The sequence below is a fragment of the Enterococcus sp. AZ129 genome, from assembly GCF_051714505.1.
Lineage (GTDB): Bacteria > Bacillota > Bacilli > Lactobacillales > Enterococcaceae > Enterococcus > Enterococcus faecalis.
This window is the reverse complement of sequence record NZ_JBIORY010000001.1, coordinates 1000337-1024379: the sequence shown is the minus strand read 5'-3', so window position 1 is coordinate 1024379 and position 24043 is coordinate 1000337. Positions and strand designations below refer to the sequence as shown.

27 protein-coding genes are annotated in these 24043 nt (G+C 37.1%); 3 read left to right on the top strand and 24 right to left on the bottom strand.

Features of this window, described 5'->3' with window-relative positions:
• From yycF to IGJ90_RS05130, 11 genes are all read right to left on the bottom strand, one after another.
• Complete coding sequence (gene yycF / locus IGJ90_RS05180) at positions 1-705, bottom strand: response regulator YycF (protein WP_002357947.1); 705 nt, start codon at positions 703-705, stop codon at positions 1-3.
• A gap of 173 nt (positions 706-878) precedes the next feature.
• Positions 879-1580, bottom strand: coding sequence for an MIP/aquaporin family protein (locus IGJ90_RS05175; RefSeq protein WP_002394358.1), 702 nt, complete (start codon positions 1578-1580; stop codon positions 879-881).
• Between the two features lie 117 nt (positions 1581-1697).
• Positions 1698-2558 carry a DegV family protein gene (locus IGJ90_RS05170; RefSeq protein WP_002357950.1) on the bottom strand — a complete coding sequence of 287 codons (861 nt, stop codon included), beginning with the start codon at positions 2556-2558 and terminating at the stop codon, positions 1698-1700.
• Positions 2551-3120: a DUF1836 domain-containing protein gene (locus IGJ90_RS05165; protein ID WP_002366491.1), complete on the bottom strand. Its 570-nt coding sequence runs from the start codon at positions 3118-3120 to the stop codon at positions 2551-2553. The genes IGJ90_RS05170 and IGJ90_RS05165 overlap by 8 nt, the downstream gene beginning before the upstream one ends.
• 126 nt (positions 3121-3246) lie before the next feature.
• Positions 3247-3900: a TIGR01906 family membrane protein gene (locus IGJ90_RS05160; RefSeq protein ID WP_002382167.1), complete on the bottom strand. Its 654-nt coding sequence runs from the start codon at positions 3898-3900 to the stop codon at positions 3247-3249.
• Entirely contained in the window at positions 3888-4658 is a 771-nt protein-coding gene (locus tag IGJ90_RS05155) for a TIGR01457 family HAD-type hydrolase (protein WP_002366490.1), read from the bottom strand. The genes IGJ90_RS05160 and IGJ90_RS05155 overlap by 13 nt, the downstream gene beginning before the upstream one ends.
• Before the next feature lie 5 nt (positions 4659-4663).
• The gene (locus IGJ90_RS05150; protein WP_438767694.1) at positions 4664-5305 is read right to left on the bottom strand and encodes a YutD family protein; all 642 of its coding nucleotides are present in this window, start codon (positions 5303-5305) and stop codon (positions 4664-4666) included.
• Positions 5306-5339: 34 nt separating this feature from the next.
• Positions 5340-6722 (bottom strand): bifunctional metallophosphatase/5'-nucleotidase, encoded by a 1383-nt coding sequence (locus IGJ90_RS05145; RefSeq protein ID WP_438767692.1) that lies wholly within the window; start codon positions 6720-6722, stop codon positions 5340-5342.
• 124 nt (positions 6723-6846) lie between these two features.
• Positions 6847-8535: a ribonuclease J gene (locus IGJ90_RS05140; protein WP_002357956.1), complete on the bottom strand. Its 1689-nt coding sequence runs from the start codon at positions 8533-8535 to the stop codon at positions 6847-6849.
• 30 nt (positions 8536-8565) lie between these two features.
• Complete coding sequence (gene dapA, locus IGJ90_RS05135; RefSeq protein WP_002357957.1) at positions 8566-9438, bottom strand: 4-hydroxy-tetrahydrodipicolinate synthase; 873 nt, start codon at positions 9436-9438, stop codon at positions 8566-8568.
• 33 nt (positions 9439-9471) lie between these two features.
• Positions 9472-10539: an aspartate-semialdehyde dehydrogenase gene (locus IGJ90_RS05130; RefSeq protein ID WP_002381968.1), complete on the bottom strand. Its 1068-nt coding sequence runs from the start codon at positions 10537-10539 to the stop codon at positions 9472-9474.
• A 206-nt stretch (positions 10540-10745) separates the two neighbouring features.
• Between IGJ90_RS05130 and IGJ90_RS05125 the strand changes: the two genes are divergently transcribed.
• Positions 10746-11204, top strand: a complete 459-nt coding sequence (locus IGJ90_RS05125) for an S-ribosylhomocysteine lyase (RefSeq protein ID WP_002357960.1) — start codon at positions 10746-10748, stop codon at positions 11202-11204.
• A gap of 83 nt (positions 11205-11287) precedes the next feature.
• A complete protein-coding gene (nfsA, locus tag IGJ90_RS05120; protein ID WP_002360554.1) occupies positions 11288-12022 on the top strand; it encodes an oxygen-insensitive NADPH nitroreductase in 735 nt (244 codons plus the stop codon).
• A 57-nt stretch (positions 12023-12079) separates the two neighbouring features.
• Here nfsA and IGJ90_RS05115 read toward each other — a convergent pair whose 3' ends face one another.
• The 13 genes from IGJ90_RS05115 to IGJ90_RS05055 all read right to left on the bottom strand — a co-directional run bounded on the left by IGJ90_RS05115 (position 12080) and on the right by IGJ90_RS05055 (position 23308).
• Complete coding sequence (locus IGJ90_RS05115; RefSeq protein ID WP_002357962.1) at positions 12080-12328, bottom strand: YtxH domain-containing protein; 249 nt, start codon at positions 12326-12328, stop codon at positions 12080-12082.
• Between the two features lie 90 nt (positions 12329-12418).
• Positions 12419-13297, bottom strand: a complete 879-nt coding sequence (scrK, locus tag IGJ90_RS05110; RefSeq protein ID WP_002361643.1) for a fructokinase ScrK — start codon at positions 13295-13297, stop codon at positions 12419-12421.
• Between the two features lie 226 nt (positions 13298-13523).
• Positions 13524-13736, bottom strand: coding sequence for a hypothetical protein (locus IGJ90_RS05105; protein ID WP_002357965.1), 213 nt, complete (start codon positions 13734-13736; stop codon positions 13524-13526).
• On the bottom strand, positions 13729-14793 hold the full coding sequence (locus IGJ90_RS05100) for a DUF916 and DUF3324 domain-containing protein (protein WP_002366485.1): 1065 nt from the start codon (positions 14791-14793) through the stop codon (positions 13729-13731). The genes IGJ90_RS05105 and IGJ90_RS05100 overlap by 8 nt, the downstream gene beginning before the upstream one ends.
• Positions 14794-14931: 138 nt before the next feature.
• Positions 14932-15342 (bottom strand): glycerol-3-phosphate cytidylyltransferase, encoded by a 411-nt coding sequence (tagD, locus tag IGJ90_RS05095; protein WP_002384695.1) that lies wholly within the window; start codon positions 15340-15342, stop codon positions 14932-14934.
• Between the two features lie 53 nt (positions 15343-15395).
• Complete coding sequence (locus IGJ90_RS05090) at positions 15396-15989, bottom strand: hypothetical protein (protein ID WP_002363732.1); 594 nt, start codon at positions 15987-15989, stop codon at positions 15396-15398.
• The gene (locus IGJ90_RS05085) at positions 15990-16736 is read right to left on the bottom strand and encodes a WecB/TagA/CpsF family glycosyltransferase (protein ID WP_002360559.1); all 747 of its coding nucleotides are present in this window, start codon (positions 16734-16736) and stop codon (positions 15990-15992) included.
• Positions 16726-17838 carry a teichoic acid biosynthesis protein TagB gene (gene tagB / locus IGJ90_RS05080; protein WP_002363731.1) on the bottom strand — a complete coding sequence of 371 codons (1113 nt, stop codon included), beginning with the start codon at positions 17836-17838 and terminating at the stop codon, positions 16726-16728. Before tagB ends, IGJ90_RS05085 begins: the two co-directional genes overlap by 11 nt.
• 316 nt (positions 17839-18154) lie before the next feature.
• Positions 18155-18424 carry a type B 50S ribosomal protein L31 gene (locus IGJ90_RS05075; protein ID WP_002357967.1) on the bottom strand — a complete coding sequence of 90 codons (270 nt, stop codon included), beginning with the start codon at positions 18422-18424 and terminating at the stop codon, positions 18155-18157.
• A 100-nt stretch (positions 18425-18524) separates the two neighbouring features.
• Positions 18525-19817 (bottom strand): transcription termination factor Rho, encoded by a 1293-nt coding sequence (rho, locus tag IGJ90_RS05070; RefSeq protein ID WP_002357968.1) that lies wholly within the window; start codon positions 19815-19817, stop codon positions 18525-18527.
• Complete coding sequence (locus IGJ90_RS05065) at positions 19814-21106, bottom strand: UDP-N-acetylglucosamine 1-carboxyvinyltransferase (RefSeq protein WP_241708970.1); 1293 nt, start codon at positions 21104-21106, stop codon at positions 19814-19816. The genes rho and IGJ90_RS05065 overlap by 4 nt, the downstream gene beginning before the upstream one ends.
• A gap of 173 nt (positions 21107-21279) precedes the next feature.
• Positions 21280-22149 carry a class II fructose-bisphosphate aldolase gene (locus IGJ90_RS05060; RefSeq protein WP_002357972.1) on the bottom strand — a complete coding sequence of 290 codons (870 nt, stop codon included), beginning with the start codon at positions 22147-22149 and terminating at the stop codon, positions 21280-21282.
• Positions 22150-22351: 202 nt separating this feature from the next.
• On the bottom strand, positions 22352-23308 hold the full coding sequence (locus IGJ90_RS05055; protein WP_002381974.1) for a YitT family protein: 957 nt from the start codon (positions 23306-23308) through the stop codon (positions 22352-22354).
• 232 nt (positions 23309-23540) lie between these two features.
• Between IGJ90_RS05055 and IGJ90_RS05050 the strand changes: the two genes are divergently transcribed.
• Positions 23541-24035, top strand: coding sequence for a YajQ family cyclic di-GMP-binding protein (locus IGJ90_RS05050; RefSeq protein ID WP_002357974.1), 495 nt, complete (start codon positions 23541-23543; stop codon positions 24033-24035).
• Positions 24036-24043: the final 8 nt, after the last annotated feature.

Genomic DNA, 24043 nt, shown 5'->3' with positions numbered 1-24043 from the left:
TTACTCCTGTTCAGGATTTCTTAGATAATAACCAACCCCACGACGAGTAACTAAATACGTTGGATGACTTGGACTATCTTCAATTTTTTCTCTTAAACGACGTACGGTTACGTCCACTGTCCGCACATCACCAAAATAATCATAACCCCAAACGGTTTGTAATAAATGTTCACGAGTCATCACTTGTCCGATATGTTTTGCTAAGTAATAAAGTAACTCAAATTCACGGTGGGTTAATTCAATTTTTTCACCCCGTTTTGAGACCATGTATGCATCAGGATGAATGGTTAAATCACCAATCGTTAATTCAGATTGTGTTGTCACCTCGGCTTCTTTCGCATTGGTTGCACCTCGCCGTAAATTGGCTTTGACACGAGCAACTAATTCACGATTTGAAAATGGTTTCGTTACATAGTCATCGGCTCCTAATTCTAATCCTAAAACCTTATCAATTTCAGAATCTTTGGCAGTCACCATAATGATTGGCATATCATGTGTTTTGCGCACTTCTCGCGCGACTTCTAAGCCATCCATTTTAGGGAGCATTAAGTCTAAAATAATTAAGTCTGGTTCCACTTCTTCCACTTTTTCAAGTGCTTCTTCTCCATCGTAAGCAGTAAATACTTCATATCCTTCTTTAACCAAATTATATTTAACGATCTCTGAAATTGGCTTCTCGTCATCAACTACTAAAATTTTCTTCACAAAGAGACACCTCTTTTTCCTTCTAATCTTATTTGATACTTTCCTATTATACCTTATTTTGATGATGTTTTCATCTTTGGTTAAAAATGCGCCTTTAGGTTCTCCTAGTATAACAAAAAAAGAATCTCTGACAACAATTGACGCTTGTTATCAAAGATTCTTCTTTCGCTAATCTATTCTTCCGTATCTAAGACGAATTTTGCTACAAGAGCGGCTAATAATCCACCAATTAATGGCGCAACGATAAAAATCCACAACTCAGATAACGCTGAACCACCCGCAAAAACGGCTGGCGCGATGCTACGAGCTGGGTTGACAGAAGTTCCTGTCAAAGGAATGCCGACTAAGTGAATCATTGTTAGTGTTATCCCAATTACGATTCCTGCTAATGAAGCATTGCCTTTCTTAGCACTTGTAACTGTCATGACAACTAAAACAAAAATAAATGTTAAAATAATTTCGACTGTCAATGCACCAGCAACACTTAATTCCCCTACGCCATTTTGACCTAAGTTCTCAATACTTTTACCAGCACCTTTTAGAATGCTTAATAATGCAAATGAGGCAATCAAGCCGCCAACAATTTGTCCCACTACATAGTAGATTAATTCCATTGTTGTTATTCGTTTATTAAGCCACATTCCTAGAGAAACAGCTGGATTTAGATGTGCACCTGAAATTGTGCCAATACTATAGGCAGCAGCAACGATTGTTAACCCAAATGCTAAGGCAATCCCCGTTGTTCCAATCCCTTCCATACCATTTCCTAGAACGGCTGTTCCTGTCCCAAAAAAGACAAGAATAAATGTTCCTAAACATTCTGCTATTGCTTTTTTCACAAAAAATTCCCCCTTTGTAGACAAATTGTAACACATTCGTGAAATTTTCAATATAATTTTCGTTGTTTTTTCAGCAAAATGATATTTCTATGAAAAAGAGAAATCTTAAATGAAAAATCCCCTCAAAAAAATTTGAGGAGATTTTTCATTTAATTAATCATTTAATAACTGTATACCAACACCTAAAAGTCCTGGTCCTGTATGAACAACTAATGCCGGACTAATCGTTCCAAAGTAAATTTCTTCTGCTTGTGGAAAAGCTGCTTTCAAGCGTTCCATCATTGCTTTTGCTTCTTCCTCTGCCGCACCGTGAGCGACTGCCAAACGAAAACGGGGTGCCTCACCTATAAAGTTCGTCACCAACTCAAACGTTTTATCAAGACTTTTTTTACGGCCGCGAGACTTAGCCACCGTATAGTAAATGCCTTCTTCATTACAAGAAATAATGGGGTTTAATTTTAGCGCATTCCCTAAAATAGAAGTGACTAAACCAATTCGTCCACCTTTTTGTAAATATTCTAAAGTGGCTACATTAAAAAATACTTTTGCGTTGGCTACTTCTTCTGTTAATTTTTGTTGTAATTCTTGCCAGCCTAATCCTGTTTCAATTAATTCTGCTGCTCGAATCGCTTGAATGCCAGCCCCGATACCAATGTTCTTTGTATCTAAAACAAATACATCTAGTCCTTCGGTTTGTTCTCCAAGCAAGCGAACCACATTATAGGTTCCACTTAAACCACTAGAAATGGTCACCGCTAAGACTTTTTCGTAACCCGCTTCTTTAATTTTGTCAAAAATAGCTTGGATTGTTGCGCCATCTGGTAATGAAGTACTAGGGATTTCTTTCTCTAAACGTTGATACACTTCTTCTGGTGTAATATCTACCTTATCTGTATAGGTTTTTTCAGGATAAATAATCTGTAAAGGCAAGACATACATGCCGTATTGTTTGACTAATGCCTCTGGAACATCTGTCCCAGAATCAACCAGTAGTGCGATCTTTTCTTTATTCATGTGTCATCTCATCCATTTCTTTTAAGTATTCTTGTTCCAATTCAATCACTTTTTCACTAAACATTTTAGTAGCAAAAGACATTGTCGCTGCTTTTACAGCCAAATATTCAATCCCCATAGGTTCTTGTGATTTGGTCTGAACTTCTTTTTCTTGCGCTTGAGCAGCAATCACATAAATCGCTCGTTCCTGTTCTTGACAAAATAAATTGTACGCTTCACGAATACCAACCGTAGCTCCTTGGAATAAAATGCCTTGCTTAATTTCTGGCAATGTTAACACTTGTTTCAACAACGTAATCGCAATTAAAAACGCTAAATGCTTTTGATTGTAGCGCTTTTTCACCGGGGCCGGGATTAACCCGTGTTTGACATAATTATTAACCATTGAGGACGTTAACAAAGTATGTTTTTCCAGTGTAATCAATGGGGATAAGTATTTTTCTATCAGAGTAATCACTTGATCCATATATAATTCAATATCTGGTAACTCATGCCATCTTGGCAAATGAACATTTTCCAATTGTTGGCCCCAATCTTGTAGTGATTTTTCTATCTCGTCCATAAAAACCCTCCTAACCATTTCTAAAAAAGAATATCATACTTTTGACAATTATTCAATCTAGTTTTTAAAACTAGATTGAACAAAAAAGAAAAGCGAGCAATTTTGGAATTGTTCACTTTTCTCTCTTTATTTTTTTAAAGAACGTTTTCCGATTAAAATACCTATCAAAAACAGGCCTTCTAATAAAACAAAAAACAAGATAAAACAATGCATAAAGTAGGCTTCAGGTAAGGCATTGATAATCGGATCAGTTAGCGGATTAAATAACCAAGCATCGTTGTTAAAAAATAATCCATGAAACGCAATAAAAAATTGATCAAAGCCAATCAGCATGAAAAAGCCAAAAAGCACAGGCAAAAACATTCCCCACTGAAATGGCCGTATCAATGTCCATAAACGCTGATTTTTCACCAAATATTTTAAATAAAGGACACTAGGCAACAACGTAACTAGTAATACGCCATAGCACAATAAAAATAATTTTTTCACTTCATAAAAATGAAAAGCCGCGCTATCAGACATTGGAAAGTCAGGAAATACTAATGTTTTTTCAAAAGGATTGTTTAAGTACATCATTAAATGATCGTAATTTTTAATCAAGGTCACACGATCAACCTCTACGTCTTTTAAAATATTTAAGTGTTGGATATCAAAAAGATACAATGGACGAAAATTAATCGTGATCGTGATACTTAAAGCCACAATCGTTAAAAACAAACAAATGAGTCCAAGCGTTTCCCTTAAACGCAATTTCGACCTCATCATACTCAAAAAGTCCATTCATCTAAGGAATCAACAACATAGGTTGGTGGCGTTGGCAAAGTTGGAACAGCTGACTTAGGGGTAAAACCTGATGTAACTAACAAGCTATCAATACCATTTTGAATCCCTGATTGAATATCGGTTTCATAATTATCTCCAACCATAATTACTTGCTCTTTTTCCACGCCTAAATGCGCAATCGCTCGTTCCATGATAATCGCTTTTGGTTTGCCAATATAAACTGGTTTTGTTTGAGTAGCTGTCTCCACAAACGTCACAACTGAACCTGCACCAGGTAATAAGCCTCTTTCTGTCGGAATGTTCTTATCTGGATTGGTCCCAATAAACAACGCCCCTTTTTGAATGGCTAAGGTAGCTAAAACCACTTTTTCGTAGGATAATTCTGTATCAAGTCCCACGACAACATAATCAGGATTTGTTTCATCCCATTCAAAACCTGCTTCTAAAATTAAGTCAATTAAACCAGCCTCGCCGATGACAAAGACTTTCTTGCCCCGATTGGCTTCTTTCATGTAATCAATCGTCGCTAAAGTCGCTGTATAAACAAGGGATGCTGGGACATGAATATCAAATTCATTTGCTAAACGTTGTGCCACTGTTTCAGGAGATTTAGTGGTATTATTCGTTACAAATAAAAAAGGCAAATCTTTTTCCTGTAACTGCTCGACAAAACGTTTTCCGGCTGGAATTGGTTCTTTTCCTAAATAAATCGTTCCATCTAAATCAATTAAATATCCTTGATAGTCTTTTTTCACTCTGTTTACTCCTCACGTTGACGAATCGTAAAGCCTTTGCCAGATTTTTTGGGACTAGGCTGTTTGGGTGTAGTCGTTTTTTTATTTTCTTCTTTTCGCGTACGAATCACTGGCTTGCTATTTTTATTAGCGGGCGCACTCTTTTCCTCGACAAACGCGTTAGAACGATTATTCTTTTTATGGCGACGACGACGATGCGTTGTTTTTTCTTTACGTTCCCCTGTTCGTTCAATTACAAAATAGGCACAGCCAAAATTACAATATTCATACAAATAGTCTTCTAGTGTATCAATGCGTTGATCCGGCGCTGCCCGACGATTAGAAGTATCAAAAAAGCCACGCAAGCGTAACTGTTCATAGCCCCAGTCTCCTACGATATAATCATAACGCGCTAATACTTCACTAAACCGTTCACCTAAGCGTTCAGGATCAAAGGCATCACGATGATTTTTAACAATTCGGTACTCTCTTTCACCAATTTGAATATCTGTTTCATTCACAATGGTGACAATTTCCCCTTTTTTCTTTTCTTTTACAGGTTCTTCTTTTATTTCTTCAAGAACTGCTGTTAGTTCTTCTGTAAAGGTTGCAGCAGTTTCTTTTTCTTTTTCTTTTTCTTTTTTTTCGGTTGTCTTTTTGTCTGTCATTTTTTCACCACCTAGTTTTTATTATACCTTGTTTTTATTTGATTGGATAGTGGGCATGCAGATAGTTCGCCACGACAGTTCTTAAAACGTCTGGAAATAAAAATTCGACTTCTCCAACTAACTCAATCGTTGGGAAAAACGGAACAAATTGAAAGTGATCCACTGTTGTCAGCGTATACTTCTGCTCTGGCTGAATAGGTTTCCCTTGCCAAAAAACGGTCTGGCTATTTCGCTCAAAACGAATCCCATCATAACATAATTCGCCAAAAATTTTCCCGCGGAAGCCCATCCCGCGAATCGGAAATTTCCGCAGAAATTGACGACTTTTTTCCATTTCACGAATCAAACGGCTCATGTCTGACCCTTTCAAGGTAACCTTGATTAAATGCATTGGATGAGGCAAGGCCTCATGTAATTGGTCTGCATTGATTATTCCTTCTGGTAAATCTGCTAAAAATAACCCGTTGTTCAACACAGCCGCTTCGGTCTGCCCCGCTTCTTTTAACGCCTTCAAGGCAACAGTTATAAAGGCATGCGGTTGCCGTAAGTCCGTTGACAAGGTTTCAGGGATTTGTGCAATTTGCTGCGCTTGCAATAGTCGATGACCTTCCGTTAAGTAACCCGCAATTTCCTTAGCATCAGTTGCTTGCTCTTCTAAACTTGCTGTTTCCATCGTTTTTGCATAACTTGTGACTTGCTTCGTGTCGTCATCCACAAACAGATGCACTTCACCAATATACTGTCCATATTTGCCAGCAGCTGCTAGTTGCACATGATTAATTTTTTCACCATCTTTAAATAAATGATGTGTATGGGAACCTAAAATCACTTGAATTTCAGGATAATTCGCCGCAATCATAAAATCAGTATCTATCCCCAAGTGACTAAGCAAAATGAGAACATCACATTGAGGCGCAACTTCTGGAATCAGTTGAGGAAGGACTGCTTCCACTTGTTTGATTGTCCAGCCATTGGGATTATACGTTAAAGGAAATGGTGCGGTTAAGCCAATAAACCCTAACTTTGTGCCTTCTTTAGTTGTCATAATTTTATATGCTTGACAAAAATCTGGTAACGTTTGGGTTTTTGGATCTTCTAAATTAGCTAAGACCACTTCAAATGTTGCCTGATCATATAAATGCTCTAATTGTTTCTTTGAATTGCCGATTCCTTCGTTATTTCCAATTGTAACCAGATCATACGCTAATGTATTCATTATAGCTACATTTGCTCGACCATCTGTTGCTTCGGTCAAAGGATGACACCGATCTGAAAAGTCACCTAAATCAATGGTTACGACTGTTTTGCCCTCTTTTTGGTACAGCGAACGTTTGGCTTTAACCAGACGCCGTATTTTGGGCCAATTTTCAAAGTGAGAATGAAGATCATTGGTATGGAACAACACAATCTCTTCCACTAAAACCGCCTCCTTTATTCAGCGCTCTGATTAATAGTACCATATTTATAGAAGAAAGTTACAAAAAAGAACAGATGACTTTAGAAGAATTTCTCCTAAAATCACCTGCTTTTATCAGGACGAACTATGCGTTATTTTTGGGACGCTTGCGTTGCGTCGCTTCCATGATAACTGGTAAGATCACAGGACGACGTTTGGTTTGTTCAAATAAATAACGGCTTAAGTTTTCGCGGATTTCTTGTTTCAGTTTGCTCCATTCAAAATCGTCACTTTCTAAATGTTTTTCAACAATTTCTGTAACAATATTGCTACTTTCTTTCATTAGGTCTTTACTTGTTTTAACGTAAACAAAACCTCTAGAAGTAATTTTAGCTGGTGAAACAATTCGTTTTTCTCGGCGATTAATTGTCACAACAGCCACAAAAATACCATCTTCGGAAAGAATACGACGATCTCGTAAAACGATATTACCAATATCGCCGACACCAATCCCGTCAATCATAATATTTTCGGCCGTTGTGCTGCCAGCTACCGACATTCTACCTTTTGTATACTCTAAAATGTCCCCACGACCTGTAATAAAGATATCTTTATAAGGCATGCCAATTTCGTGTGCTAAGTCCGCATGCGCAGCTAACTGACGGTATTCACCTTGGACAGGAATGAAATATTTTGGTTTCATTAAGTTCAGCATCAATTGCAAGTCATTCGGATTAGCGTGACCAGACACACGTAAATTGTCGGAAATTTGCTTCACCGTAGCACCGGCCCGATAGACAATATCCTCTGTTTTGGCAACCGTTGTTTCCATGGCCGTTGTTGGCGTTGTCGTAATATAAACTAAATCGCCTTCTTCAATTCGAACGACACCATGTGTATTATTAGCCATTTTTTGAAGTGACTTAATAGGTTCTCCCATCCGGCCTGTTTCTAAAATTAATAATTGTTCGGGTGCATATTTTTTCATTTCTTTTGGTTTCACTAATAGATCTTCACTTGGCAATTGTAATTTTTCTAATTTCATCGCCGTCCGAATAATCCGTTCAAAATCTTGGCCTGTCAAAACGACTTTACGACCAGAACGATCCGCTGCATTCAATACTTGTTGAACCCGTTGCAAATTACTTGCCACACATGCCACGATGATTCGTCCTTCCCAATAGCGAATCGTGTCGAACACTTCATCAGCGATTTGGGCTTCCGATGCAACTTGGGCTGGGTTTTCAGCATTTGATGAATCACTAAGTAGCGCCAAGACGCCTTCTTTCCCAATTTCAGCCAAGCGGCCATAATCGGTTTGATACATCTCAATCGCACTTTGATCAAATTTAAAATCACCAGTATAAACAATGTTACCTTCTTTTGTTTTGATGCTAACACCAATCGAATCTGGAATGGTGTGCGTTGTTTTAAAGAAGCTCACCGTTGCTTGACCAAAATCAATTTCTGTATGCGGGTCAATCACATGGAAATCTTTAAATTTCTTCGTTTCCGCATGACTGTTGACACTTAGTTTTGCTAGTTCAATCGTTAATTCTGTCCCAAAAACAGGCACTTGAATTTTTGAAAGCAAATACGGTAAGGCCCCAATTGCATCTGCATGGCCATGTGTTAAAAAGACCCCTGCAATTCGTTCACTATTTTCTTCTAAATACGTAAAATCCGGAATGACAACGTCAATTCCTAAAAGTTCGTTCTCTGGATATTGTAATCCACAATCCAGTACAAAAATTTCATCTTCCACTTCAGCAACGTACATATTTTTTCCATTTTCACGAACGCCGCCTAATGGAACGATTTTTATTGTACTCACTCTTTTCACCTCTCTATGATTACACGTTCTTTAAATCTCTAACGTGCGAATAATTCTTTGCTCTTCTTCTGGTGTACAAGCAACTAGAGGTAAACGTAAATTTCCAACAGGAATACCTAAATGATTTAAGGCCGCTTTCACGGGTGCCGGCGAAGGCACTGAAAACAAGGCGTTCATTTTTGGTAATAACTGTCGTTGAATTTTAGCCGCTTCCGGCAAGTTCCCCTGCTCCAGCGCTTGATACATCTCATACATTGACGAACCGAAGACATGACTGGCTACCGAAATAACCCCTTGTCCGCCAAGTGCCTTGGTGGCAAAAGCCAACCCGTCTTCTCCAGTATACACTAGAAAGTCTTTTGGCGCTCTTTCAATCAACTCAGTAATTGCATCTAACCCTGCACATTCTTTAATCGCCACAATTTTTTCCAATTGTGCTAAGCGCAAAGTAGTTTCCACTTCTAGACATGCAGCCGTTCTACCAGGAACATTGTACAAAATAATTGGTAGTTCACTTGCTTCTGCGATGGTTTTAAAATGTTGATACATACCTTCTTGATTTGGTTTATTATAATAAGGAACAACCGCCAAAACAGCATCGATACCAGCGATTGTCGCTAACTCTTTCACAAAAGCGACTGAGTCACGTGTATCATTCGTACCTACACCACAAATAATCGGAATACGTCCATCGATCAGTTCAATCATTCGCTGGAATAATTGTAATTCTTCTTCATGGGTTAACGTGGGTGATTCACCAGTTGTTCCTGCTAAAATAACGCCTTCTGTATGATTGGCCAATAAATAGTCTACCAATTGCGGCAGTTTATCAAAATCTATTTCTCCCGATTCTTGAAACGGCGTAACCATTGCCGTAATAATTGTTGCATTCGTTAAATCCATCCTATTCCCTCCCGAGTATACAATACAAACCTTCTAGTCGTTTTCAGGTACACGAAGCAAATTCATTTCGTGTAGCGTTTCAGCAATTTGGACCGAGTTCCAAGCAGCTCCTTTTAATAGGTTGTCTGACACAATCCATAAATGGAAACCGTTCTTCACGTCAACGTCTTGACGAATACGGCCGACAAATGTTTCTTTCTGGTTGACGCTATTTAGCGCTTGTGGATATAGTTGTTCACTTGGCTCATCTTGCAAAATTACACCTGGAGCTTGCGCCATTAATTCTTGGATGGCTGAGACCGATGCATCTGCTTGTTTCACTTCTATATAAACAGATTCAGAATGTCCTGAAATTACCGGAATACGGACACAGGTGGCAACGACTTTTAGCTTGTTGTCTCCCATGATTTTTTTTGTTTCATTCATCATTTTCCATTCTTCGTAGGTATACCCTGCTTCTGAAAAAACATCAATTTGAGGCAACGCATTAAAAGCAATTGGATAATGTTTTTCGTCACTGCCAGCTGGTAAAATTTCAGCTGACCATTCGCTGACAGGTTTTCCCTCTAAAAAATCTTCGGCTTGTTCTTTTAGCTCATTAATTGCACGGATACCTGCGCCACTCACAGCTTGATACGTTGAAACGATGATTCGTTCTAAGCCAAACGCTTGCCGAATTGGTTCTAAGGCCACCATCATTTGAATCGTAGAACAATTGGGATTTGCGATGATTCCCTGATGATTTTTCAAGGCTTCCGGGTTCACTTCTGGAACAACTAAAGGAACATCTTTTGCCATTCTAAAATGGCTAGTGTTGTCAACAACAACAGCTCCGCGCTTAACTGCTTCTGGTGCAAACTTTTCGGAAATACTCCCACCAGCACTAAATAATGCTAAATCGATTCCTTCAAATGATTCCGGGACTAATTCTTCCACGATAAGAGGTTGCCCTTTAAACTGAATCTCTTGTCCGGCAGAACGCTTAGACGCCAATAACCTCACACTGGCAATTGGCAAACTTGTTTCTGCTAACAATTCAATCATTCTTGTCCCGACAGCACCTGTTGCTCCTACCACGGCAACATGATATTCTTTTCCCATATTTTCATACTCCCCTCTTACCTTCTTGTAAAAGCTACTTGTCCTATTTTACCATAGTATTGAAAAAACCTACATAGTCAAAAAAATGATTTTTTTATTTTCCCATGATATTTTAAAACTATTACCCATCAAAGGACTATCCATTGACTTTTGACTTAAATTTGTTATAGTTAAAACGAATTTAATTATAAAGGGAGCGAAATTTCATGGCACGCGTAGAAAGTTTTGAATTAGATCACAACACAGTAAAAGCACCATATGTTCGCCTTGCTGGCACAGAACAAAATGGTGATGCGTTAGTCGAAAAATATGACTTACGTTTCTTACAACCAAACAAAGATGCCCTACCAACAGGCGCATTACACACGTTGGAACATTTATTAGCAGTTAACATGCGTGATGAATTAAAAGGAATCATTGACATTTCGCCAATGGGTTGCCGCACTGGTTTTTATATGATTATGTGGGATCAACATTCACCACAAGAAATCCGTGATGCATTAGTCAACGTTTTAAACAAAGTAATCAATACAGAAGTTGTTCCAGCAGTCTCTGCAAAAGAGTGCGGAAACTACAAAGATCATTCTTTATTTGCAGCGAAAGAATACGCAAAAATCGTCTTAGACCAAGGAATTAGTTTAGATCCATTTGAACGTATTCTGTAATCTTTAGCAATTAACGACAGAGAAACCCACTATTAAGCTGTGGGTTTTTCTGTTCTCTTTCTTAATTTAAACGGAGGTTTTTTATGAATCAAACAATCGAACAATTACTAAGTCACCGTTCCGTTCGTCATTTTAAAAAGCAAGCGTTAACGGACAAGCAGAAACAACAGTTAATTACTGCAGCTCAAGCAGGATCAAGCTCCAATTTTTTACAAGCTTATACAATTATAGAAATCAAAGATCCTGAGCTACGCAGAGAATTGGGACGTTTAGCGAATTGTGAAGACTATGTCGTTAACACTGGTGTGTTCTATGTTTTTGTTGCTGATTTGTATCGTCATGCAACGATTTTGTCAAAAGAGGGGCAATCATTAGAACCCCTAAAGACACCAGAATCATTATTAGTAGCTGCCGTTGATACAACGATTGCTGCGCAAAACATGGCCATTGCGGCTGAATCTATGGATTTAGGGATTTGTTATATTGGCGGCATTCGAAATGACTTAGACACAGTAGCCAAACGCTTATCTTTACCTGAATTAACTGTACCACTTTTTGGATTAACGATTGGTGTACCAGAAACGTTAAATGGTGTGAAACCACGGATGCCTTTTGAAAATATTTTAAGCGAAAATCACTACCAATCAGACAAATTGACAGATATGCACACATATGATGAATTATTAAAAGATTATTATGCCAGCCGCTCAAGTAACGCCCAAACAGCGGATTGGTCACAGAAGTCTTTGTCCTATTTTTCTTATAATCGTCGCCCAGAAGTAAAAATTTTCTTGCAAAAACAAGGATTTGATGTCTAAACAAAAGAGCGTGGGCTTACGTTATTTCAACGTAAGCCCACGCTCTTTTGTTAATTTTTATTTATCTTTACTAAATTTGTCTTTTAAGTCTTCAAAGCCTTCTTTAACTTTATCAGTTAATTTTTCAGCGCCTTCTTTAAGGTCGTCGCCGGCATCACGTGCTTTGTCTTTTACGTCAGCAAAGGTTGATTGAGCTTTTCCTTCAAGTTCTTTGCCTTTATCATCCGTAACTTTGCCTTGCGCTTCTTTTGCAGTACCTTCTACTTTATCTTTTGCATCGTCAAAACGTCCTTTTAAATCTGCCATGCTAATCCCTCCTAAATAATTAATTACATAATAAGAGTATCATTCTTAGCCATTTCCTTCAAATATAATGCATGAACTACGAATAAATGGTTATTTTTGAGCCATTAAAGCTTTTTTTGCCAAGGCAAAGCAACCAATTGTTCCTGGATTATCTTCTAAAAGAGGCGTCACCAAGTATTTTTCTAAAGGCGGTGTTTCCACATATCCATTGACTAATTCAGCAAATTTTTCACGAACTTTCGGCATCAAATGACGTTGTTTCATGACGCCGCCACCTAAAATGATCACTTCTGGCGCTAATAATAAAGTAGTATTGTACGCTGCTTGCGCTAAATAATAAGCTTCTAGTTCCCAAGTTTTATGATCCTCTTCCAATAAATGACCTTTTTTACCAGAACGACCTTCAACTGCTGGTCCTGCTGCAATCCCTTCTAAACAATCTCCATGATAAGGACAATTTCCTGCATACGTATCTTCAGGATGACGACGGACTAACGCATGCCCCATTTCTGGGTGGCTAAAGCCTTCAATAAACTCACCGTTTTGAATCGCTCCAGCGCCAACACCAGTTCCAATTGTATAATATACACAACTAGATGTATGTTGCCCATTTCCAGCAACATACTCACCATATGCCGCAGCATTCACATCCGTTGTCCAAGCCATTGGCACATCAAAATGTTGTTTCATAGTTCCTAACAAGTCAAAGTTACGCCAAGCTAATTTTGGTGTAGAAGTGATATAACCATACGTAGGAGAATCAACATGAATATCAATCGGACCAAACGAACCAATCCCAATCGCTTTTAAAGGATATTGTTGGAAAAATTCTATTACTTTTTTCATTGTTTCTTCTGGGGTTGTTGTGGGAAAACTGACACGTTCTACGATGGTCAAATCATCTGTCCCAACGCCACATACAAATTTTGTGCCACCGGCTTCGATACTTCCTAAAAGTTTTTCTGTCATTGCAATATGCTCCTTCGTTTCCATTTTATAAGTAAGCGGATACATTACTTTTGATTAAATAACTAACATACACGTTTAGTTTACCACTTTTTTTTCGTTTCGACAGAACAATTTAACAATTTCAGTCAGGTTGCCCAATGAAATCTGGCAAGTTGCTAAAGAGCATTTTCCTAAAACAAAAAAACGAGCATTCACGGTTATCTAACAATGAATGCTCGTTTTTTGTTTATTGATTCTTTAGCGAAAAATATAACAATAGTCCGATTGTAATCCACCCACCACTAAGTAAAAGCATTAACCAACTTAAAAGCGTTTCTTTTAGAATACTTCTGGGTTCTTTTGCATGCTGAATAAAACTCATACTAGTCAGCAAAGAAAAGAGGAAAAACATAAAACAAATGACCGCTAAACCGCCAGACAACCAAAACCAACTAGCCATTATTCTCACTCTCCTTTTCGCTTATTTTTTGGTAATTATTGCGCCAAATGACACTACAAATTGCCCCGATTGTGATTACTAACAACGTGTAGAAAGTCGGTAACCACCATGTAGGTAGGACCCATTTGACCGTAGCTTCTTGATTTAATTTTTTTGCTTCGCGAGTGTTAATCGTAAATTCTTGTTGAAAAGGCCAAGACTGTTGTTCATCTTGTTGTAAAATAGCACGTCCTGTAAATATATAAGTCCCAGCATCTAGCGGTTGTTTGCCCAAATCAAGATGAAAATTCATGGAACTATTTGGGGCAAAGCGAACATTTTTTAGTGTCCGTTGTGCAATTTTTTTAGAGGATCCTTTTTTTATCACTTGACCTTCTAAACGAACTTCAGGAAAAATAGCAGCATACGGATTTTGAATGACCGCCTTTAGCGATTTGGCTCCTAAAGCAATTGTAGGTGTTACTTTCGCTAATTTCAGTTGGTTCACCTCTGTTAAAGGAACATTCTCAGCACTCCTCATGGCAATCGCAACATTAAACCCGTAGCGACTGGTTAATCCCGTTGTTTGGTTCTCTTCCTCTGTTTTTTCATCTTTGAGATGCGCATAAACCCCGCCTAAAACAACTCCTTTGATAGGCTGATCAAGTCCCTTCACCTTCATCTTTGCTGATACTGTTTGATGAGGCGGCACACTCACTTCCTCATTTTCTAAAGTAACCAAGTCTGTCAGCGGAACCTTTAACGATGAATCAAGTGGTTTATCAAAATCATTGTACACAATCAACCCATTATCATTTGTTGATGCATTTGCTAGAGTCAATACGATGGACAATTTTTCGTCTGTCTTATTTTTTATATCTAAGACAATAGTGGAAGATTGCTTTGGTGCTAGAATTAAATCATAATAACTTGATGTTCCTGACACTTGATTTTCTGGTAAAACAGGCGTTACTGTAAATTTAGTCTTCATTTCTTCTGTAGCTTCTACTTTTGGAACAATAATCAAAAATGTGAAAAACAGCAATAGACAGAAAACACCGACTTTTTTTCTACTCATTTCTTCAAGATCTCCTTTATAAAGCTGAATGTACCTACTAGTCTAACAAATCAGCGAAACAATGCTGATCAATCTTTGACTTTTGGGAAGGATAATCTTGAAAAAAGTCTCCTTGAAAAATACCAAGGAGACTTTTTATTATTCACTATAATATAATTCTTTTTTTATCTGTGTGGTTGATACTTCTGGCGTTCGTGGCAAATAAAGAACCTTTGCGGTTGTTTCAACTTCTAGAAAATCAAAAGCCCCTTGCCAATCGTCGCCCATGACTAAAGTATCAATTTTAAATTCAGCAATATCGGAAACTTTTTGTTTCCAACTAGTTTCAGGAATAACTAAATCAACATAACGAATTGCCTCTAATAATTGTTTACGTTTTTCATATGAAAAATAACTTTGTTTCTTTTTTTCTAAATTAAAAGCATCTGTTGAAAGTCCAACAATCAGGTAGTCCCCTTGTTGTTTCGCTTTTTTCAACAAATTAATATGACCATAGTGCAGGAGGTCAAATGTGCCGTAAGTAAGTATTTTTTTCATAAAAACCTCCATTTGTACTTTGATATTTCTTCGTTAATTATCAATTTTTATGAATAGAAAAAAGGCTACTCTTGATTGACTTTGATGGTTTTTCGATCAAATTTTTTATTTTCTGTAGCAGTATAAATTAGTAATAACTTACTCAGAGATTTTATAGAGAAAGACGTTGTTGTAGCTTTTTTTAATTGCTTTAACTGCTTTTGCAATTTTAACGGATTTTTATCTTTTAATAATTTAATTTTCGTTAAACGAAAAATGTGTTCCTGATGCTCAAATGAACGTTCAGCATCTGAATGACTAAAACGAAGATATTCTGAAAGCACCTCTTGATTTACAGCAACTTTTCCTTTTGGTAAAAACCATTCTTTGCCATTTTGATCTATTAGATGCCGCTCACTTTGATTTGAAATAACAATTTCTTTATCGTCTTCAAAAAGATACGAAAAAAGCATTGCTTTTTTTATAATTATGTACTCAGTTACTTCATATGAAGACAATTTTCTTAATTCTTCTATCAAACTATTCCATTGATTATTTTGAACAAATTTACTTAGTTTGTGAATAGGTGGTACTCGTAAAATGAACTTCTCATCTTTCTCTATTTTCACGATATAAAAAGTTGTGTCTAAGTCATTTTCCCAAATAAACAAAATAATCATTTACTGCCCCCTAGACTTGTTGTTCCGATACTTAATAGTCAAATAAATATATTTAGGAATTTGCATTAACCGATCGTATCTCTTCATTGTCAAACAACGATATAACCATTCCAAATTGTGATTTATATAAAATTCTGGCGCTCTTTTTACTGATCCAGCTAATACGTCAAAAGTACCGCCTACGTCTAAAAATACATTAGCTGTCAGGTGATCAATTGTTTGTTCCAAAAAAATCTCTTGTTTCGGTGAACCTAATGCTACAAAGACAAACCTTGGTTCAGCTTTGTTAATTTGTTCCACAATTTCTTGCTGTTTTTTCTTTGTATAGCCATGTAAAATACCGCTAATAACAATCCCTGGATATTGTCGTTGAATATTTTTAGCTGCTGCTTCAACTACTTCTTGCTTTGCACCATACAAGAAGATTCGTTCCTTATGTTGATTTGCATACTCTAAAAAATTATCCATGACATCAATTCCTGTAACTCTTTCACGAATAGACCCACCCATTAGCTTCGATGCCTTGACCACACCTATCCCATCTGCAATCCGATGAGTTGCTCTTTTCAAATATAACTTAACTTCTGGATGTTCAAATGCTAACAATGAAATCTGCGGATTAACGCTAGTTACAATCATTTTCTCTTTAGCTTTGAGATAACTTTCTAAGTCATCCATAATTTCTTGATGTGTTAATACGTCAACTGGTAATCCCCCAATATATTCAGTGCGTACCTTACTTTTCACAAAATCCCCCCAAGATTCTCTCTACCAACTCTACTATTTTATTAATGGTCTCTTTTGACTGATATTGATTCCATTCTTCGTTAATTCTAGTAATATTATCTTTATAACTATTTATTGAAAAATTTGACAATGCCACAATCAACTGTTTTTCATTTTCAACTAACGGTCCTGGTAAATATTCAAAAAAATCAGGCTCAATTCCAGGATTTAATGCATATTTTTCTAAATCTGGACAAAAAAATAAAATATTCGGTTGCTCTTTAACATGCATGTATTCAAAGACCACACTTGAATAATCAGTAATCAAGTAACCTATTTCACTAAAGCTTTCAAAAATATGCTTTTCCCAAATAGAAACATTTCTCGGTAGTTCAATGGCATCTAACTGGATTGATGGATGTAATTTCATATAAAAATGAAAATTTGGCATAGCAGAAAAAGCCTTTATTGCTTGATTTATCACAAGCATCATTTCATTCATTCCCTCTCGGTAAGTTGGTGCATATAAAACTTTATTATTCTGATTTGTTTCTCCTACCTCTAATTTTTCAAGATAAGCAAGACGCGGCGAACCAAAATGACAAAATTGAGCATTCTCGAGACGATAATTGTTTCTAAAAATTGCTTCCATTTTTAGTGAATTAACGATAAAATAATTCATTTTATCGTAAACTTTTTGAAACCTGATTTGATCCTTGCTACTTCTATGTTTCGTGTGATAAGCACCCCAGCCAAACTGTTTTAAAGCCCCATTAGCATGCCATAATTGGATAACTACTTGCTTTTTTTTTAAAATTGCCAATTCTGGAAAATAATTATCTACAAAAATTAACGGCGCTGACTTCAAGTATGAAATCGCCGTTGTAATCAACAAAGTTTTCTTATCAAAAAGTATCGTCTTTATGCCTTTTTGATTTAAGGATGCTGCGTATGATTGACAATTTTTTGTATAAAGTACTATTATCATTCCGTGATAGTGTTGTTCTAATTGTTCAATTAAATGTCCATCATTTCTTGGGAAACTCATTATGTACACAATTTTTACTTTTTTATGCTTGTACGGTCTCCATCTTAATACTGTTAAGTACAATTGTTTTAGCACTTTTATATCCTTTCACAAACAATAGTTTTCTTATAAAAAAGATATGATCAAAGTCTTTAAAAAGAAAAAGCTTACATATAAACTCATTAAAACAAATTATACCTTAAAGATTCTAAAAAGACAATTGCACTTTACAATATGTATACTATCCAAATAATTTAAATTATACGGTATACGGACTAGCTATACTTTCAGTTAAATAAAATAATATTTAAATAATTTCTCTGAATTTAAAACTGCCTATCCAACAAAAAAAGAGGTTCCCCACCACAGTGGAAAACCTCTATAAACCTTGTCATAACAATGTTTTGAAAGACTATGCGTCTGGATTTGCGTTTTCGTCTTTGAGACCGTATTTTTTGTTGAAACGGTCCACACGTCCGTCGGCTTGTGTGAATTTTTGACGACCAGTGTAGAATGGGTGTGAGTCTGAAGTAACCTCAACACGTAATAATGGATAAGTGTTGCCATCTTCCCATTCAACAGTTTCTGAAGATCCTTTAGTTGAACCTGAAAGGAATTTGAAACCTGTTGTTGAATCCATGAATACTACTGGTTGGTAATTTGGATGGATATCTTGTTTCATACGTTTTTTTCGCTCCTTTGCCCTGATCCATTTGCTGTATCAGAGTTATTTTGTCGGTATACAACAATGCTATCTTACCATGTTTTCAGTTGGTATGCAATTATCTTTTTGGATTTCTTTTAATTTGTTTGCCAAACGAAACATCATGGAAAACTTCAAATAATTGTTGATTATTTTGGGTCCGTTTCAACATTTTTATGAATTGATCCGTATATTCCAGCGAGTCTCCTGACATATTATTTCTCAATTTCCACGTTTCTTCTAGTTGTTCTGGTGTCATCAGCAACTCTTCTTTTCGCGTACTTGATTTTTTAATATCAATTGCTGGGAAAATACGGCGCTCTGCTAATTCACGAGATAAATGGAGCTCCATGTTGCCTGTGCCTTTGAATTCTTCATAGATGACATCATCCATTCGGCTACCTGTATCCACCAATGCCGTGGCTAAAATAGTTAAACTGCCCCCTTCTTCGATATTTCTGGCAGCACCAAAAAATCGTTTAGGTTTGAAAAACGCAGCTGGATCTATTCCGCCACTTAAGGTTCGACCACTAGGCGGGACCACTAAATTATAGGCCCTTGCTAAACGAGTGATGCTGTCCATTAAAATAACTACGTCCCGTTTGTCTTCAACTAAGCGCATTGCTCGATCCAGAACCAATTCAGCAACTCGCGTATGATTTTGTGGTTGTTGATCAAAAGTTGAAGAAACCACATCGCCTTTAACGCTTCGCTCTAAATCAGTCACTTCTTCAGGACGCTCGTCAATTAACAACAGAATCAATTCCACATCAGGATGATTTTCTGTAATCCCATTAGCAATTTCCTTTAAAACACTTGTTTTCCCGGCTTTTGGCGGCGCTACAATTAAACCACGTTGCCCAAAACCAATTGGTGCAAATACATCAATCATTCGTGTTGATAATCTGCCAGCCGTGGTTTCTAACGTTAATTGTTTTTCAGGATACAACGGTGTTAGCGCTGGAAAATGTGGCCGCTCTTTCGCTTCTTCAGGATCTTTCCCATTGACACTTTCAACATGCATGAGTCCATAGTAACGTTCTGATTCCTTTGGCGGACGCGCCTTGCCAGCTACTTTGTCCCCATTTCTCAATCCGAAACGACGAATTTGAGAAGAAGAAATATAAATGTCTTCTGCACTTGGTCCATAATTAATTGGCCGCAAAAAGCCATAACCATCCTGAGAAACAATATCTAAAATTCCTTCCATGAAGAAAAACCCTTGCTTCTCAGCTTGTGCACGAATCACAGCTAAAGACAATTCTTTTTTGTTCATTTGGCTATAATAAGGAATTTTAAACTCTTTCGCGTACGCATAAATATCTTTTAACGTACTATTTTCCAATTCAGCCATTGTTAAATAGTCGCTCATTGATCCACCTCAAACGGACCTTCTTGTTCTTCGGTTTCTATCATTTGAATATCAGCGCCCAAAGCAGTTAACTTTTCGATAATGTGGTCGTACCCACGTAAAATATATTCTACATTATAAATTGTGGTCGTACCTTCAGCCATCAAGCCGGCAGTGACTAAGCAAGCGCCTGCCCGTAAATCAGAGGCGACTACTTCTGCACCGTGCAATTGATTTGGACCATTTAAAATAATCATATTGCCTTCAACCGAAGCATCAGCCCCCATCCGCACTAACTCAGGGATATGCTTATTTCGTTGAGCATAAATCGTATCAATAATTTCACCAGTTCCTTGCGCTTTTAAAAGTAATGGCGTTAACGGTTGTTGCAAGTCTGTGGCAAAACCAGGATATGGATAGGTTTTCACCGTTGTCATTTTCAGATCATGTGACGGATGAACTTCAATCATGTCTTCTTCAATTGTCATCTTAACGCCCATTTCTTGCAATTTCGCAATGAAGCTTTCTAAATGCTCATAAATAACATTTCGAACTTTGATTCCTTCACCCATAGCTGCTGCCATAGCTAAATAAGTCCCAGCTTCAATTCGATCTGGAATAATCGAGTGACGACAACCATGTAATTCTTCGACACCTTCAATCCGAATAACGTCCGTTCCAGCTCCTCGGACTTTTGCACCCATGTTATTTAATAATGTAGCAATATCAATAATTTCTGGCTCACGCGCAGCATTTTCAATAATCGTTTTGCCTTTGGCTTTAACTGCGGCTAACATGACATTGATTGTAGCACCAATAGATACCATATCCATAAAAATTCGTGTTCCTTGTAAGCCAGCTTCGTCTGTTCTCAAGTACATCGCCCCATGTTCGTTGGTTACATGAGCGCCTAATGCTTCAAATCCTTTGATATGTAAATCAATTGGACGAGGTCCTAAGTAACAACCGCCAGGTAAGCCGACAACGCCTTCCCCAAATCGACCAAGAAGTGAGCCCATAAAATAATAGGACGCACGTAAGCTATTGATTTTTCCTTTTGGCATTGGCACAGAAACAACTTCTGTTGGGTCAATAATTAATGTATTATTTTCAAAAGTAATTTTAGCACCCATAATTTCTAAAATTTCAATTAATGAGTGAACATCCTGAATGTCAGGAACGCCATCTAAAGTCACGGGCGAATCTGCTAAAATAGCAGCTGGAATTAAAGCGACCACACTATTTTTGGCGCCGCTAATGGTTACTTCGCCCTTTAATGGACGATTCCCATTGATTACGATTTTTTTCATTTATATTCTCACCTATCTGTAATATACGTTTTCTAAATAAACTACCCAATCATTCTATCATAATCAAGCTTAAGAAAAAAGAAAACTTCTCAGGTATTTTAATAGAATGAAAAAATAACAAAAAATAAAAAAGACAGCCACGTGCTGTGGCTGTCTTTAACGTAACTAGTTGATTAAGCTTTGTTAGCTGAACCGAACCAATCAATGTGTTCTTCTGCATCTTTGATGATTGCAGCTTTACCTGGTGCTAATAATTTACGAGGGTCAAATCCTTTACCTTCTAAATCTTTACCAGCTTCAATATATTCGCGCGTTGCTTTAGCGAATGATAATTGGAATTCTGTATTTACGTTAACTTTTGAGATACCCATTGAAATTGCTTTTTCAATTTGTTCTTGAGGAATACCAGAACCTCCGTGTAATACTAGAGGTACATCAGAACCGACAGCTTCAGCAATTGCTTGTAAGTGATCAAATGCTAAACCTTTCCAGTTTTCTGGATATTGACCATGGATGTTACCGATACCACATGCTAAGTAGTCAATACCTGTAGCAACCATTTGTTTACATTCTTCGATATCAGCTAATTCGCCAGTACCGATGATTCCATCTTCTTCACCACCGATTGAACCAACTTCACATTCGACAGAAATACCTTTAGCGTGAGCTTTTTCAACTACATCTTTCGCTAATTTTAAGTTTTCTTCGAATGGTAAGTGAGAACCATCAAACATGATTGAAGTATAGCCAACTTCGATACATTCTAAAGCAGCTTCGTAGTCACCGTGGTCTAAGTGAATTGCTACTGGAACTGTGATATTCATTGAGTCTACTAAATTAGTAATCATGTCTTTAGCTACTTTGTAGCCGCCCATGTATTTAGCAGCGCCCATTGATGTTTGGATTAGAACTGGTGCTTTTTTAGCTTCTGCTGCTTCTAAAATCGCTTGTGTCCATTCTAAGTTATTTGTGTTATAGCCACCTACTGCATAGCCGCCTTTACGTGCTGCTTTTAAGAATTCTGCTCCTGATACTACTGGCATAAAAAATTCCTCCTAAGTTTTTAAAAACTTTATTTGTTAGGTGTTCCCTAACCAACGGTTCTATTTTAGCAGAATTCCTGACACTTTTCTAGTAAAATTCCCTTTTTCAGAAAATTTTTGTCTATTCTTTCACATAACCTTCATTTTTATAAAAAAACCTCCAGTTTTCCCATTATCACTTTGGGATCTGAAGGCCGACTTGCTATTTTAATTTTTTCTTTGGTGGATAACGTTTCACCTTGTAAGATTGAAGCTCAGGAAATGTTCCTGTACTATGAAAAATCCGTTGTTCATCTTCATTGGCAAAACGCCCTAAAACCGATTGTGTTGGTAAAATATTTACAAAGGCATTCTCATCGATACTGTAAACTGCTTGTTCTAAATCATAGAGTTCGTAGCGAGTAATGACCATCATAATCATCCGACCTTCTGCACCTGAATAGCCGCCGATTGAAGGCAACAAGGTCATGCCACGAGCGATTTGTTGAGAAACTTCTAAGGCAACGGCTTCTGGTCTCGTGGTGACAATCATTGCTGTGACTTTTTGGTGACTGGTATGAATCATGTCGACCACCTGACTCAAACAGTAAATAGAAATAATAGTATACAACGCACTTTCCCAGTTAAATACAAAACCAGCCAACAGCACAATAATACCATTTAATAAGAACATAAAATTACCAACTGTTTTCCCTGTTGTTTTTGAAAGAATCAGTGAAATAATGTCCATGCCGCCAGTGTTAAAGCCCATTTTCAATGAAAGCCCTGCGCCAACGCCGACTAAGACACCACCCATAATTGCGTTCATCAAAGGATTCGTAGTGACTGTTACGATTGGTACAAACATAGTCACAACGGAAATGCCAATAACATTGATGAAACTAAGAATCGTTGATTGTTTCCCTAATTTTACAAACCCTAGAATGAAGACGGGAATGTTTAAAAATAAAATGAAGATCCCTGTATTAATATGGATTCCTAAATTTGTATATAATAATGTAGCAATGATTTGCGCAATTCCGTTCATCCCTGCCGAAAAAACTTTTGCCGGAATCAAAAAGAAATTCAAACCGACCGCAGAAGTCAAAGCGGTTATCGCCATCACTGCTATTTTTTTTATCGATTCATTTCTTTGGTAAGTACTAACCAATCGACTCATTTTTCTTCGCTCCTTCGCTATTCTTCTGACTTAGAATAACAGGTTCTATCCTAAAAGAAAAGGGGCTAAAAGCGAACATTGAAAATTTTTTTTGCAACGTTTCCATGAAAGAATGCGGGAAGATATCCCTAAAAATTGATCTTCTTATTTCTCTATTCAAAATGATTCTAGCCTAACCTTTTTTACTATTTCATGATATGATGAAGCAAAGAATATTTTAGGAGGTTTTTACATGGCTGCAAAAGAAGCAAGTTTTGATGTAGTTTCAGAGGTCAATATGGAGGAAGTCAAAAACGCAATTCAAATTGCCTTGAAAGAATTGAAAAATCGCTTTGACTTTAAAGGGTCAATTGCTGATATTAAATTGGAAAACGATAAACTAGTAGTCGTAGCTGAAGATGATTATAAAGTCGAGCAAGTGAAGGATATTTTATTTGGAAAATTAGTCAAACGCAATGTTCCGATTAAAAATATTCATTTCTCAGAAAGTGAAAAAGCCTTAGGCGGTACCGCTCGCCAATATGGTGATTTAATCAGTGGTATTGATAAAGAAAATGCGAAAAAAATCAACACAGCTATCAAAAACTCTGGGATTAAAGTTAAGTCACAAATCCAAGAAGACAAAATTCGGGTAACTGGAAAAAGTCGGGATGATTTACAAAAAGTCATGGCTCTTTTACGAGAATTAGATTTACCCATGGCTCTTGAGTTTAATAATTATCGCTAAAAAAATCC